Raw genomic sequence first — 14,040 nt, 5'->3', positions numbered from 1 at the left:
CGCATACCGCAACCATAAAACCCGGCAATGAAACGAATCCTGCTATTTGCAGCAGCACTGGGCCTCACCGCCTGCGATCAGGCGCTCGATAGTCGGGTCTGAACAATTCATATCCGACTGATTTATATGAAAAATCCAGCCACACCCCACTCATGAATTTGCAAGTTTTCATTAAAATGGCTGCGATTCCTTGCAAATTTCCGAGGCCAGCATGGGTCCCAAGCCACTGATACCCAAGTCCAACGATCTGTTTCGCCAGCGTCTGGATGAGCTGGTCAATCTTCGCCATCCGCTGGTCAAACTGGCGGAGCACATCGACTGGGCGGTGTTCGAGCGGGAGTGGGCGGGCCTGTTTCCTTCTCAGCGTGGCCGGCCAGCGCTACCCCCAAGGCTGATTGCTGGCCTGCTTTATCTGCAGCACACCTTTGACCTGTCGGATGAGGATGTGGTCTGGGGCTGGGTGGAGAATCCCTACTGGCAACTGTTCTGCGGCGAAACCTGGTTCCAGCACCAGCCGCCGATTGATCCCAGTTCGCTGACCCGCTGGCGCCAGCGGATTGGTGAAGAAGGCTTGGAATGGCTGCTCACACAAACGATCCGCGCCGCGGAATCCACCGGTATCGTCAAACGTCAGAGTTTCGACAAAGTGATTGTCGACAGCACCGTGCAGGAAAAAGCCATTGCGCATCCGACTGACAGCCGCCTGCTCAATTGCGGGCGCGAGCAGCTGGTGAAGCTGGCGACGGAAGCCGGATTGACGCTGCGACAGAATTACAACCGCGAAGCCCCGAAGCTGGCCGGCCAGATTGGTCGCTACGCGCACGCCAAACAGTACAAGCGGATGCGCAGCAGCCTGAAGAAGCTGAAAACCCTGGTCGGCCGAGTGTGGCGCGATGTCTCACGCCAGGTGGAGCGCATTCCTGCCGCACTGCATGACAAGAGTCGCGAACTGCTGCACAAGGTCGAGCGCTTGCTCACCCAGCAGAAGAAGGACAAGAACAAGCTGTACAGCCTGCATGCCCCCGAAGTGGAATGCATCAGCAAAGGCAAGGCCCGCCAGCCCTATGAATTTGGCGTCAAAGTCTCGGTGGCCACCACCCACAAGGAAGGACCGGTGGTCGGCATGCGCAGTCTGCCAGGCGATCCGTATGACGGTCATACGCTGCACGAAGCACTGGAGCAGCTGGAAATTCTGACCAGTCGCCGGCCGAAGGAAGTGTTTGTGGATCTGGGTTATCGCGGTCATTCGGCACCGAACGACATCAAGGTTTATCACCGGAATCTGAAGCGGGGCATCACCACCCGCTTGAAACGGGACATCAAGAGGCGCAGCGCCATCGAACCCGTCATCGGCCACATGAAAAACGACGGCAGGCTGCGGCGGAACTGGCTGAAAGGCGCGGAAGGCGATGCCTTCCACGCCCTGCTGTGCGGTTGCGGACACAACCTACGGTTGATTCTGAAGAAGCTGCGGCTTCTTTGCGCCCTGATCGGGTTGGCTTATTACCAGTTGCTGGATGATGCTCAGGCCCCTTACCGGCCTTCAGCCAACATGGTGGTGTGAAAAACGAATTATTCAGACCCGACTCGATAGCGTCAAGCAGCACACCGCATCAACCGTTGCGCAGGAGGCACGTGCTGCAGTGGATAGCCTCAAGCAGCAGGCCAGCGCCGCACTCGACAGCACCGGCCTCGATGCCAGCAAGGTACAACGCGAGCTTGCCGAGCACGGCAAGGCACTCAAGGAGAGCGCGGTGCGCCTGGCCGGCAACGACTGGCAAGTGCTGGAACAGCATGTGGGCCAGTACCCGGCCGATCTGGGCCTGTTTACCTATTTGAGCCCGATCGCACCCGAGCTGAAAAAACTGCTGGGCGACAAGATCGCGGTGCTGCGCGCCAATACCGCCACGCAAGGGCCGCTATCGCAGGATCGCGTGCTGTATGTAACCGGCAACAAGGCGCATCAGGGCGGCATGGAAGCCGGCTACGTATTGATCGATACGCAGAATCGCAAGCTGGAAGTGGGCTTGGTCGAGAAGGGCAAGCTCACCGTTTATGCCAGCCCCGGCGAGGTGCTTTACCGCCCCATGGAAGTGCAGGCATTCATCGGCAATATCGACGGCAAATAAGGCCGCAAATCCACATGGATTGGCATCAGGCAGGTACAACCGCCATTGCGCCATTGCAAAGCCGCGCACGCTACACCATCTATATGGCAAGAATATCGTGTTACTGACAGGCGCAAGGCGGTAAAATCAGCCTGACCCTAACAAATTGCATGGCAGCGCCAAGCTGGACGCATGCCATTCAGGAAAGCCCATGTCCATTATCATCAAGACAGCGGAAGACATTGCCGGCATGCGCATTGCCGGCCGTCTGGCCAGTGAAGTGCTCGATTACATCACCCCGTTCGTGCAGCCCGGTGTCACCACCGGCGAGCTTGATCGGCTGTGCCATGAATACATGACCAATGTGCAGGGCACCATCCCTGCACCGCTCAATTATTGCCCGCCCGGCTATACGCCCTACCCGAAAGCCATCTGCACCTCGGTCAACCAGGTGATCTGCCACGGCATTCCGGGCGAGAAACCGCTAAAAGACGGCGACATCGTCAACCTCGACATCACCGTGATCAAGGATGGCTACCACGGCGATACCAGCCGCAGCTTCTTGGTGGGCGAGCATGTGGCGCAGCACGCCAAGCGGCTGTCGCAAGTCACCTATGACTGCATGTGGCTGGGCATCGAAAAAGTGCGGGCCGGTGCACACCTGGGCGATATCGGCGAAGCGATCCAGAAATACGCGGAGAAAGCCGGCTATTCGGTAGTACGTGAATTCTGTGGTCACGGCATCGGCAAGGTCTTCCATGAAGACCCGCAGGTGCTGCATTACGGCCGCGCCGGTACCGGCGTCGAGCTCAAAGCCGGCATGATCTTCACCATTGAGCCAATGATCAACGCCGGCAAGCGCGAAATCAAATCGATGCCGGATGGGTGGACCATTGTCACCAAGGACCGCAGCCTGTCCGCACAGTGGGAACACACCATCCTGGTTACGGAAACAGGCTACGAAGTGCTGACCACTTCGGCCGGTGCCCCCACCAAGCCAGAACGTTACCTGCTCGCCTAAGGAGCCCCCATGCCGGATGCGCGCGTCATCGATCCACCTGCAGCGCCCGGCATGCTGGCCCCTCCACGACCTGTTACGGCCTTGCGACAAGACTACCTTGCCGGCAAGGCTGCACTGCAAGCGCGTTTTTCCACGCCTGCCGCCAGTGTCCCGCTATTGCGCAAGCTGGCCCGGCTGACCGACCGCACGCTGGCCGAACTGTGGAACCGCCACCGCTTCCCCGATGAAGCACTGTTGATCGCCGTGGGCGGCTATGGGCGCGGCGAGCTGTTTCCGCACTCCGATATCGACTTGCTGATCCTGCTGCCGGATCAGCCCGCGCCGGCCATGCTCGAAGAGCTGGAAATCTTCGTCGGCGAGCTGTGGGATGTGGGGCTGGAAGTCGGCCATGCGGTACGCACGCTGGCCGATTGCCTTAATGAAGCGGAAAAAGACATCACCGTGCAGACGGCACTGCTCGAGTGCCGGCGCCTGACCGGCGATGCCGCGCGCTTTGCGCTGTTCCGCGATACCGTGCACCGCTATATCGATCCGAAGGAATTCTTCGAAGCCAAGCTGCTGGAGCAACAAGCCCGCTACGGGCGCTTCCTCAATGCCACCTACAAGCTGGAACCCAATCTCAAGGAGGCGCCGGGTGGCCTGCGTGATCTGCACCTGGTGGGCTGGATTGCCGCCAGCCTGGGGCTGGGGCGCGACTGGCGTGCACTGGCGGCACTGGGCATGCTCACGCGCGAGGAAAGCCAGAAGCTGCGCCGCGCAGAGCGCACGCTACGCGTGATCCGCATCCAGCTGCACTGGTTGGCCAAACGCCGCGAAGACCGCATCCTGTTCGATTACCAGAATGCACTGGCGCGTGATTTCGGCTTTGAAGACGACCTCGTCAACCGTGGCAGCGAGCGCCTGATGGCGCACTACTACCGTGCGGCGCGCATCGTCAGCCAGCTCACGCCGTTGCTGGTGCATGCGCTGCGCGGGCGGATCTTCTCGCAGATCGGCATCAAGGTGGTACCACTGAATGCGCGCTTCCAGCTGCGCGGCAGCGTGCTGGAAATCACCGCGCCGGATATCTTCCAGCGCGAGCCGTCAGCCATCATCGAGCTATTCCTGCTGCACGAGCAGCAGCGCGAGATCACCGACATTTCCCCGGAAACACTGCGCGCGCTGTGGCATGCGCGCGGGCAGATCGACGAGCAGTTCCGCGCCAATCCGCTCAACAAGCTACTGTTCATCCAGTTGTTCCGCGAGCCACGCGGCCTTACCCGCGTATTGCGGCGCATGAACCAGTACGGCGTACTGGGCCGCTATATCCCCAAGTTTGGCGATCTGGTGGGCCGCATGCAGCACGACCTGTTCCACGTATACACGGTGGACGAACACACGCTGATGGTGTTGCGCAACATGCGCCGCTTTGCCGTGCCGGCGTTCACGCATGAATATCCGCTGTGCTCGCGCCTGATCGAAGAATTCGATCGGCCGGAAGTACTCTATCTTGCGGCGCTGTTCCACGATATCGGCAAGGGACGTGGCGGCGATCACTCGGTCATCGGCCGGGATATTGCCGCGGATTTCGTCAACAGCCATCCGCTACCCGATGAAGACCGCGCGCTGATCCCGTGGCTGGTAGAACACCACCTGACCATGTCCCACGTGGCGCAGAAGCAGGATGTCTACGACCCGGAAGTGGTGCAGGAATTCGCTACGCTGGTGGGCGACCAGCGCCGGCTGAACGCACTCTACCTGCTGACCGTTGCAGACATACGCGGCACCAGCCCCAAGGTGTGGAACGCGTGGAAAGCCAAGCTGCTGGAAGACCTGTTCAAGGCCACGCAGCGTTACCTTGCCCAGGATCAACTGCCACCGGCAAGCTGGCTGGAAGAGCGCCAGGAAGAAGCACTGCGACTGGTACGGCTGTACGGGCTGCGTGAAGATGCGCACCAGGCCTTCTGGGATGAGCTCGATACCGTGTACTTCCTGCGCCACGACGCACGGGAGATCGCTTGGCATACGCGCATGCTGTTCAACCGCATTGCCACCAAAGAACCCATCGTGCGGGCGCGGCTGTCCGAATCCGGCGAAGGCTTGCAGGTGCTGGTCTACACACCGGATACGCCGGATCTGTTTGCCCGTACCTGTGCTTTTTTCGAGCGCGCCGGCTACAGCATCTTCGATGCACAGGTGCATACCACGCGCAGCCGCTATGCGCTGGACAGTTTCTATGTGTTCATTCCCGAGCACCGCGGCGAGAACTACCGCGACCTGATCGGCTATGTGGAATACGAACTGGGCAAGCAGTTGCAGGAAGCGCAAGCGCTACCCGCGCCCCCCAAGGCGCGCATCTCGCGCCAGCAGAAGCACTTTCCGGTACAGCCACACGTGCTGATCCGCCCCGACGAACGCGGCAAATACAACGTGCTGGCCATCACCGCCGGTGACCGTACCGGTTTGCTTTCGACCATTGCGCGCGTACTGGCCACACACCGTATCGACATCCAGAGCGCCAAGATCATGACGCTGGGCGAGCGAGCGGAAGACCATTTCCTCATTTCCGGCCCCATCCTTGGCGATGAACTGGCGGTGCGCCGGCTGGAAGGCGAATTGCTGCAGGCAGTGCAGGTCAATTGAAGCCGCACATGAAGCAAGCATGAAAAGTGGCGTGGCGGATTGGCGGCAGGCCGGTTAGCCTGCAAGCTGTCCATTTCCATTGAGCATCATGCGCCCCTCCCAACCATTCATTGCCGGTACCCTGCTGATGTCCGGGCTTTGCCTGCCTGCTTTGGCTGCCGAAACCGTCTTTCTGCCTGCCGGAGAAGATGCCAGCGTGGTTGATGTGCTGTTCGTGAACCGCGGCCAGAAGGTGGAAGCCTTTACGCCACCGGCCAGCCTGGTCTGCCCCACTGACAAAGCCTGTGTAACCAGCAGCACCGGAACCCGGCAGATCCAGCCGGAATCGGCCAGCATGGTGCGCTATACCGTCGTGAAGCCGGCCGATGGCGATGCGACAACTGCCGCCGCGCAGCCAGCCAACACCACGGTGGCGCTGCAGGATCAGCAACTGCGCAATACCACGCTGTCCGGTTATGCCGCTTACCGGTTCTCCGGTTACGAGCCGATGTATTTCCTCATCAATCCCAATGGCAAGGACGCCCGCTTCCAATTCAGCTTCAAATACCAGTTTGTCGATCCGGAAAGTGACATTGCCGCGCGTTACCCGTGGCTGGCCGGCATGCGTTTTGCCTATACGCAAAGCTCGCTGTGGAATATCGGCGAGAAATCCAGCGCGTTTTACGATACCAGCTACCGGCCCGAGCTTTACTATGAATACGCCAATGTGGCGAAGCTGCCCGGCGTCAGCCGTTTTGATATCGCAACCGGCTACCGGCATGAATCCAACGGCAAGGAAGAAGGTGATTCGCGCAGCTTCAATCAATTGTTTGTGCGACCCACCTTCATCTGGGGCGATCCGCAGCGCTTGAATTTCGTGTTTTCGCCCTCAATCAATGCCTACATCGGCGATCTGAGCGATAACCCCGATATCAAGGACTACCGCGGCTATGTGGACTGGCGCTTCCGTGCCGGCGAGCAGCAAGGCTGGCAGGCAGGCCTGATGGCGCGCACCGGCAAGAGCGGCAAAGGTGCATTCCAGCTGGACCTGAGCTACCCGCTCAATACGCTGCTGGGGCTGGACTTGTATGGCTATCTGCAATACTGGAACGGCTATGGCGAAACGCTGCGCACCTATGATCGCCGGACCGAAAGTGTGCGTGTGGGCATTTCGCTGGTACGCTGAACCCCATCACTGGAGCAATTGAATGGCTGTCCGCACCGTACTGAAAATGGGTGAACCGCTGCTGCTGGAAACCGCCGCGCAGATCACCGCATTCGATACCCCCGAGCTGCATGCCCTCGTGGCCGATCTGTTTGAAACCATGCATGCATACAACGGCGTAGGCATTGCCGCACCGCAGATCGGTGTCAGCCAGCAGGTGGTGATATTCGGCTTCCAGCGCAACCCGCGCTACCCGGATGCAGAAGCGGTACCGGAAACCGTGCTGATCAACCCGGTGCTGACGCCACTGGCCGATGATGAAGAGCTGGGTTGGGAAGGTTGTTTGTCCGTTCCCGGCCTGCGCGGCGAGGTGCCGCGCTACACACAACTGCGCTACCAGGGCTTTGATCAGTTCGGCAATGCCATCGATCGCACGGTGGCCGGGTTTCATGCACGCGTGGTGCAGCATGAATGCGATCACCTCGCGGGTATACTCTACCCGCGCCGTATCCGTGATCTGACCCGGTTCGGCTTCAACGAAGTGCTGTTTCCCGATCTGCAGGATCGGGGCGACGACTGAAACCGGGCTGGCCTGCTGCCAATACAGCGGTCAGCAAGCAATCCGGCCAAGATCAGGCTGCGCGGCGCTCGGCAAAATGCTTGTCCAGCAGCACGCACTGGATGGCATTGCGCATCAGGTGAGATTGAAACAGCGAAAAGGCACCCGGGCGGCGGCTGATCAGGTCACACAGCCCCTGATCCAGCAACTCCAGATCAAGGCGGCTGAGTTCACGCAACCACGGGTAAGATGGTGCGCCAAACGAAGGTGGCTTCATGGCTGGCTCCTTGGTGGTCCCACGCAGGAACCTCCATGCTAGGACTTGATTGCCATATTGCCCGTCAAATATTACAGATATGTGCAAAATAGCGGGATGAACGGCATGCATGCCTCCGTCCATCCCCGAGGATCATGGTGTGGGGCTGATTGCCAGCAAAGTGCCGTTGCGGTCTTCCGTCACCCACAGCACGCCGTTGGCAGCGGCCTTGATATCGGTTGGCGCACCCATCGGTTGCTTGCCATCGATATTCTTCCAGCCGGCCACCAACTCCTTGAAATTGCCCGTGGGCTCACCCTTGGCATCGAACGGCTGGAATACCAGCCGGTAGCCGTTGCTGCGGTAGCCGTGGAATGCCACCATCAGGCCATTGCGCCACGCAGCAGGGGCCTCTTTGGCATCGTAGAACGTCATGCCCAGCGGTGCCGCATGGCCCGGCCATAACCGCACCGGCTTGGTCATGGCCTTGCAATCCGCAGCGGGGAATTCCGGTGCGGCCACATTGTTGTCGTAGCAATACGGCCAGCCATAACGCCCGCCCTGCACCAGCTTGTTCAGTTCTTCGTGGGGCAGGTTGTCGTCATTCTTCAGGCCGGGGATTTTCTTGTTGATATAGTCGCGGCTGTTTTCACCTTGCCACAGCACGCCGGTTTTCGGGTGCACGGCCAGCGCCATGCTGTTGCGCAGGCCGCTGGAAAACACCGCGAAGGTCCATTTGCCATCCTGCTGCACGTATTTGCGTACCACGCCGTGCTCGATATCACCCGTGACATCGCTGCACGATTGCATCACCGGTTTGTCGGCGTCGATATGCCCATCGCAATTGTCGGTGGGGCCGCCGACATTCACGTACAGCTCACCCTGCTTGCCGAATACGAAGCTGTTGAGCGGATGACGGCCTTCCGTTGGGTGATCGTCGATCACCACCTGCGGGCTCGGGTTTGCCGCCTTCGGGTCGATGCGGATGATACGGTCATCCTCACCGATGTACACCTGCCCGCCCGGCCCCAGCTGCAGCCCGTGCGGGCGGTTCAGATTGCTCAGCACCACGCTGCTGGCGTATTGCTTGCCATCGTGGGTGAGCTTGAGCAAACGCCCCTTGCCGCGCGCCCAGCCGCCCATGTCGATCACCAGCACGCTGCCATCGCCCAGCGGCAGCACGCCACGTGGCATGCCCAGCCCGGTGGCGGCCAAGCCCACGCAAAAGCCTTTGGCTACCTTGAGGTTCAGCCGCGGCAAGCCGGCACATTCGCCCGCAGGCTGATATGGATCAGCCGCCTGGGCAGAAACAGACATCAGGGACAGTGCCAGCCCGGTCAGGCCGACTGCACACAGACTGCGCATCGCATTCACTCCGGTACGTAAAAAGGCGAGTGTAATGCGCGGTGCCTGTGACGGCCAGCAGGCAGGCGCATATCGGTTATGCAGTGGCCATCCGCTATTGCCCGTGGCGTTTCTCCAGCCGGCATTCATAGCTGAGTATGGTCTTGCCACCTGCATCCACGCTTTCGAGCTTCACGGTAAAGCCCCACAGTCGTGCCACGTGCTTGAGCACCTCGTGCACGCTGTTGGCCAGCGGGCGCCGGTTGTGCTGGAAGTGCCGCAAGGTCAGCATGCGGTCCCCACGAGTATTCACGTCATACACCTGGATATTGGGCTCGCGCGAGGCCAGATCGTACTGTGCGGACAGCATATGGCGGATTTCGCGGTAGCCGGTATCGTTATGGATGGCAGAGATCTTCAGCCGCGACTGGTAGTCGTCATCCAGAATCGAGAAAAAGCGGAAATCGCGGATCAGCTTGGGCGACAGGTACTGATTGATAAAGCTCTCGTCCTTGAAATTGCGCATCGCAAAATCCAGCGATTTGCGCCAGTCCTGCCCCACCAGCTCGGGGAACCAGATTTCGTCTTCTCTGGTGGGCTCGGTGCAGATGCGCTGGATATCGCGATACATGGCAAACCCCAGCGCATACGGGTTGATGCCATTGTAATACGGGCTATCGATACCCGGCTGCGCCACCACATTGGTGTGGCTATGCAGGAACTCCATCACCGCCGCATCGGTGATCAGGCCTTCGTCGTACATCTGGTTCATCAGCGTGTAGTGCCAGAAGGTGGCCCAACCTTCGTTCATCACCTGCGTTTGCCGTTGCGGATAGAAGTATTGCGCCACCTTGCGGATGATGCGCACCACCTCGCGCTGCCATGGCTCCAGCAGCGGCGCGTATTTCTCGATGAAGTACAGCAGGTTCTCCTGCGGTTCGGCCGGAAAACGCTGCGCTTCGCTCAGTTGCTCGCGTTCGTCCATCAGCTTGGGGATGGTGCGCCACAGCGTGTTCACCTGCGATTGCAGATACGCCTCGCGCTCGGCCTGGCGCGCGTGCTCCTTGTCCAGCGACAGCCGTTGCGGGCGCTTGTAGCGGTCCACGCCGTAGTTCATCAGCGCATGGCAGGAATCGAGCAACTCTTCAACGCGCTCTTCACCATAGCGGGCTTCGCATTCGGCAATATAGCCGCGTGCGAACACCAGGTAATCGATGATGGCATCGGCCTCGGTCCAGCTGCGGAACAGATAATTGCCCTTGAAGAAACTGTTATGCCCGAACGCTGCATGCGCAATCACCAGCGCCTGCATCGTCATGGTGTTTTCTTCCATCAGGTAGCTGATGCAGGGATTGGAGTTGATGACGATCTCGTACGCCAGCCCCATCGCCCCACGCTGATAGTTTTTCTGCGTGGACAGGAAGTGCTTGCCGTAGCTCCAGTGGTGGTACATCACCGGCATGCCGACCGATGCATACGCATCCATCATCTGCTCGGCAGAGATGATCTCCAGCTGGTTCGGGTAGGTATCGAGGCCATTCTCGGCCGCGATGCGGGCGATTTCATCGTAATAGCGCTGGATCAGGTCGAACGTCCATTCCGATCCGGTGGACAGTGGCGTACGCAACGGTGCGCCCGCAGCCGCATCCTTGCGTGTTTTCTCTCTGGTCTTCATTCACGCCCCCGCTCGTTCTTTTTTGAACAGATCCCGGAAAATCGGCCAGATGCTGCCGGCTTCCTTGATGCGCCGCATCGCAAAATGCTTGTGTTGCGCCGCCACCGTTTCATACTCGTACCAGAGGTTTTGCGGATCGCCCTGGGTGATCTCCACATAGGCGTAGTACTGCAGCAAGGGCAGCAGCTCGTTGCTGAGCAGATCGCGGCAGATGGGGGAATCCGAATCCCAATTATCGCCATCGCTGGCCTGCGCCACGTAGATGTTCCAGTCGCTGCTGGCATAGCGCTCGGTAATCACCTGCTTCACCAGCTTGAGCGCGCTCGATACCACGGTGCCGCCGGTATCGCGGGCGTGGAAGAACTCATCCTCGTTCACCTCGAATGCCTGCGTATGGTGGCGGATGAACACCAATTCGATCTTGTCGTACGCGCGGGTCAGAAACAGATAGAGCAGGATGAAAAAGCGCTTGGCGATGTCCTTTTTCTCTTCATCCATCGAACCGCTGACATCCATCACGCAAAACATCACTGCCTGCGTGGTCGGCATGGGGATGCGCACGCGGTTGGTGTACTTGAGGTCGAACGGATCCAGAAACGGAATGCTGGCCAGCCTGGCTTTCAGGTGGCGAATTTCCGCCTGCAGTGTGGCGACCTCGGGTGAATGCTCGTCCCGGCTTTCCAGCAGCTCGTCGAGCTGATCCTGCAAGGTATTGAGTGCCTCCATCGGCTGCGCAGACAACGCGATGCGCCGTCCCAGCGCCGAGCGCAGACTGCGCACCACGTGGATATTGGTAGGCGTGCCATCGCTGGTATAACCCGCGCGCACCTGCTTCATCAGCACGGTTTGCTGCAACTGGGTCTTGATCAGGTGCGGCAGTTCCAGGTCGTCGAAGAAGAAGTTGAGGAATTCCTCGCGGGACAGCTCGAATGCGAAGTCGTCCTCGCCATCCCCCCCGTTGCCCGCGCCGCCGTTGCCGCCACCGCCGCCGCCATCGGGCCGGTCGATTTCGTCACCACGCAGGTACTCGCGGTTGCCAGGATAAACCCGTTCGCTCACGCCGCCCTGCGCATGGCCGAATGTCGGCTCGTTCACATCCTTGACCGGGATGGAAACCTTTTCGCCCTTTTCGATATCGGTGATCGATCTATCTTTCACCGCGCGCGCAACCGCTTCCTTGATCTGCCCCTTGAAGCGGCGCAGGAAGCGTTCACGGTTGACTGCGGATTTGTTCTTGCCGTTCAGACGCCGGTCTATCAAATGGAACATGTCGCCCCCGTGCGGTTGCAGACGCAAGCTGCCGGGCAGTCTGCACACTGCCCCGGCATTACTTGCCCCTCACGCATTACGATGACTTGCGTACCCGCAGATACCATTCGCACAACAAGCGGACCTGTTTGGCCGTATAGCCCTTGGTGACCATGCGGTTGACGAAGTCCTCGTGCTTTTTCAGCTCATCCGCGCTGGCCTTGGCGTTGAAGGAAATCACTGGCAGCAGCTCTTCGGTATTCGAGAACATCTTCTTCTCGATCACCATGCGCAGCTTTTCGTAACTGGTCCAGGCCGGGTTCTTGCCGCTGTTGCTGGCCCGCGCGCGCAACACGAAATTGACGATTTCGTTGCGGAAATCCTTGGGGTTGGAAATCCCCGCCGGTTTCTCGATTTTTTCCAGCTCGTTGTTGAGCGCATTGCGATCAAAACTCTCGCCGGTATCCGGATCGCGGTATTCCGAATCCTGTATCCAGTAATCGGCAAAGGTCACATAGCGATCAAAAATGTTCTGGCCATATTCGGAATAGCTTTCCAGGTAGGCCGTCTGGATTTCCTTGCCGATGAACTCCACATACTTGGGCGCCAGGTATTCTTTCAGGTACGCGATGTAGCGCTGCTCGGTTTCCGGCGGGAACTGTTCGCGCTCTACCTGCTGTTCCAGCACGTACAGCAAGTGCACCGGGTTGGCAGCCACTTCCTGATGATCGAAGTTGAACACCTTGGAGAGTATCTTGAACGCAAAGCGGGTCGACAGCCCGCTCATGCCCTCGTCCACGCCGGCAAAGTCGCGGTATTCCTGCATCGACTTGGCCTTGGGGTCCACGTCCTTGAGGTTTTCACCGTCGTACACCTGCATCTTCGAATACAGGCTGGAGTTTTCCGGGTCTTTCAGCCGCGATAGCGTCGCAAACTGCGCCATCATCTTCAGCGTGCCGGGTGCGCATGGCGCACTGTTCAGCGAAGAATTGCGCAGCAGCTTGTCGTAGATGCGGGTTTCCTCGGTTACGCGCAGGCAATACGGCACCTTCACGATATAGATACGGTCGAGGAAGGCTTCGTTGTTCTTGTTGTTGCGGAACTGCTTCCATTCCGATTCGTTGCTGTGGGCCAGGATGATGCCTTCGAACGGAATCGCCCCGAAGCCCTCGGTACCCTTGTAATTGCCTTCCTGCGTGGCAGTCAGCAACGGGTGCAGCACCTTGATCGGCGCCTTGAACATTTCCACGAATTCCAGCAAGCCCTGGTTGGCCAGGCACAACCCGCCGGAATAGCTGTATGCATCCGGGTCATCCTGTGCGTATTTCTCCAACTTGCGGATATCCACCTTGCCCACCAGAGAGCTGATGTCCTGGTTGTTTTCATCCCCCGGCTCGGTCTTGGCAATGGCGATCTGCCGTAAAACCGACGGATAGCGCTTCACCACGCGGAACTGGTTGATATCGCCGCCAAACTCATGCAACCGCTTCACAGCCCATGGGCTGGGGATGGATTTGAGGTAGCGGCGGGCAATGCCGTACTCCTCCTCAAGGATGGGGCCGTCTTCTTCTTCGTTGAAGAGACCCAGCGGCGATTCGTGCACCGGGCTGCCCTTGATGCAATAGAACGGCACCCGTTCCATCAGCTCCTTGAGCTTTTCGGCAATCGACGATTTGCCACCGCCCACCGGGCCCAGCAAATAGAGGATCTGCTTCTTTTCTTCCAGCCCCTGTGCAGCATGGCGGAAGTAGGAAACCACCTGCTCGATCACCTCCTCCATGCCGTAAAACTCGCGGAAGGCGGGATAGATGCGGATGATCTTGTTCTGGAAAATGCGTGAAGCGCGCGAATCGAGCCGGGTGTCGATCGACTCCGGCTCGCCGATCGCCGTCAACATCCGCTCGGAGGCAGTTGCGTACGCCCCCGGATCCTGTTTGCACAGCGCAAGGTATTCCTTGAGCGTGAGTTCCTCCTCCCGGGTACGTTCGTACCGTGAAGCGAAGTTATCGAAGATGTCCATGAACGGCCTCCCCAGAACGCTGCCTGTCGGTTAGGCAAAAGGA

The 14,040-nt window shown here is 59.4% G+C and carries 11 protein-coding genes; 6 read left to right on the top strand and 5 right to left on the bottom strand.

Going from position 1 to position 14,040, the window contains the following annotated elements:
* Positions 1–211: 211 nt before the first annotated feature.
* The 6 genes from IGB42_RS10775 to def all read left to right on the top strand — a co-directional run bounded on the left by IGB42_RS10775 (position 212) and on the right by def (position 7,475).
* Positions 212–1,564 carry an IS5 family transposase gene (locus IGB42_RS10775; RefSeq protein WP_159671757.1) on the top strand — a complete coding sequence of 451 codons (1,353 nt, stop codon included), beginning with the start codon at positions 212–214 and terminating at the stop codon, positions 1,562–1,564.
* A gap of 79 nt (positions 1,565–1,643) precedes the next feature.
* On the top strand, positions 1,644–2,129 hold the full coding sequence (locus tag IGB42_RS10770) for a hypothetical protein (protein ID WP_159671340.1): 486 nt from the start codon (positions 1,644–1,646) through the stop codon (positions 2,127–2,129).
* A gap of 190 nt (positions 2,130–2,319) precedes the next feature.
* Entirely contained in the window at positions 2,320–3,129 is an 810-nt protein-coding gene (gene map, locus IGB42_RS10765; protein ID WP_159671337.1) for a type I methionyl aminopeptidase, read from the top strand.
* Between the two features lie 9 nt (positions 3,130–3,138).
* Positions 3,139–5,751 carry a [protein-PII] uridylyltransferase gene (locus IGB42_RS10760; protein ID WP_236822547.1) on the top strand — a complete coding sequence of 871 codons (2,613 nt, stop codon included), beginning with the start codon at positions 3,139–3,141 and terminating at the stop codon, positions 5,749–5,751.
* Positions 5,752–5,839: 88 nt separating this feature from the next.
* Positions 5,840–6,916, top strand: a complete 1,077-nt coding sequence (locus IGB42_RS10755; protein WP_159671334.1) for a phospholipase A — start codon at positions 5,840–5,842, stop codon at positions 6,914–6,916.
* Between the two features lie 22 nt (positions 6,917–6,938).
* Positions 6,939–7,475 (top strand): peptide deformylase, encoded by a 537-nt coding sequence (gene def, locus IGB42_RS10750; protein WP_159671331.1) that lies wholly within the window; start codon positions 6,939–6,941, stop codon positions 7,473–7,475.
* A 52-nt stretch (positions 7,476–7,527) separates the two neighbouring features.
* Here the strand turns inward: def and IGB42_RS10745 are convergent, their stop codons facing one another.
* From IGB42_RS10745 to IGB42_RS10725, 5 genes are all read right to left on the bottom strand, one after another.
* Positions 7,528–7,731, bottom strand: coding sequence for a hypothetical protein (locus tag IGB42_RS10745; protein ID WP_159671328.1), 204 nt, complete (start codon positions 7,729–7,731; stop codon positions 7,528–7,530).
* Positions 7,732–7,863: 132 nt separating this feature from the next.
* Complete coding sequence (locus IGB42_RS10740) at positions 7,864–9,075, bottom strand: sorbosone dehydrogenase family protein (protein WP_159671325.1); 1,212 nt, start codon at positions 9,073–9,075, stop codon at positions 7,864–7,866.
* Positions 9,076–9,169: 94 nt separating this feature from the next.
* Positions 9,170–10,729: a SpoVR family protein gene (locus IGB42_RS10735; RefSeq protein ID WP_159671322.1), complete on the bottom strand. Its 1,560-nt coding sequence runs from the start codon at positions 10,727–10,729 to the stop codon at positions 9,170–9,172.
* On the bottom strand, positions 10,730–11,998 hold the full coding sequence (locus IGB42_RS10730) for a YeaH/YhbH family protein (protein ID WP_159671318.1): 1,269 nt from the start codon (positions 11,996–11,998) through the stop codon (positions 10,730–10,732).
* Between the two features lie 76 nt (positions 11,999–12,074).
* The gene (locus tag IGB42_RS10725; protein WP_159671315.1) at positions 12,075–13,997 is read right to left on the bottom strand and encodes a PrkA family serine protein kinase; all 1,923 of its coding nucleotides are present in this window, start codon (positions 13,995–13,997) and stop codon (positions 12,075–12,077) included.
* Positions 13,998–14,040 lie beyond the last annotated feature (43 nt).

Origin of the sequence: Andreprevotia sp. IGB-42, assembly GCF_009848685.1 — a bacterium.
In the GTDB taxonomy this organism is placed as follows: Bacteria; Pseudomonadota; Gammaproteobacteria; order Burkholderiales; family Chitinibacteraceae; genus Andreprevotia.
Note: the sequence above shows the minus strand (reverse complement) of the source record. Positions and strands in the feature narration are given on the sequence as shown.

Coding starts and splice junctions, on each gene's coding strand:
- IGB42_RS10775 (WP_159671757.1), top strand. CDS start 212: ATGGGTCCCAAGCCACTGATACCCAAGTCCAACGATCTGTTTCGCCAG.
- map (WP_159671337.1), top strand. CDS start 2,320: ATGTCCATTATCATCAAGACAGCGGAAGACATTGCCGGCATGCGCATT.
- IGB42_RS10760 (WP_236822547.1), top strand. CDS start 3,139: ATGCCGGATGCGCGCGTCATCGATCCACCTGCAGCGCCCGGCATGCTG.
- IGB42_RS10755 (WP_159671334.1), top strand. CDS start 5,840: ATGCGCCCCTCCCAACCATTCATTGCCGGTACCCTGCTGATGTCCGGG.
- def (WP_159671331.1), top strand. CDS start 6,939: ATGGCTGTCCGCACCGTACTGAAAATGGGTGAACCGCTGCTGCTGGAA.
- IGB42_RS10745 (WP_159671328.1), bottom strand. CDS start 7,731: ATGAAGCCACCTTCGTTTGGCGCACCATCTTACCCGTGGTTGCGTGAA.
- IGB42_RS10740 (WP_159671325.1), bottom strand. CDS start 9,075: ATGCGCAGTCTGTGTGCAGTCGGCCTGACCGGGCTGGCACTGTCCCTG.
- IGB42_RS10735 (WP_159671322.1), bottom strand. CDS start 10,729: ATGAAGACCAGAGAGAAAACACGCAAGGATGCGGCTGCGGGCGCACCG.
- IGB42_RS10730 (WP_159671318.1), bottom strand. CDS start 11,998: ATGTTCCATTTGATAGACCGGCGTCTGAACGGCAAGAACAAATCCGCA.
- IGB42_RS10725 (WP_159671315.1), bottom strand. CDS start 13,997: ATGGACATCTTCGATAACTTCGCTTCACGGTACGAACGTACCCGGGAG.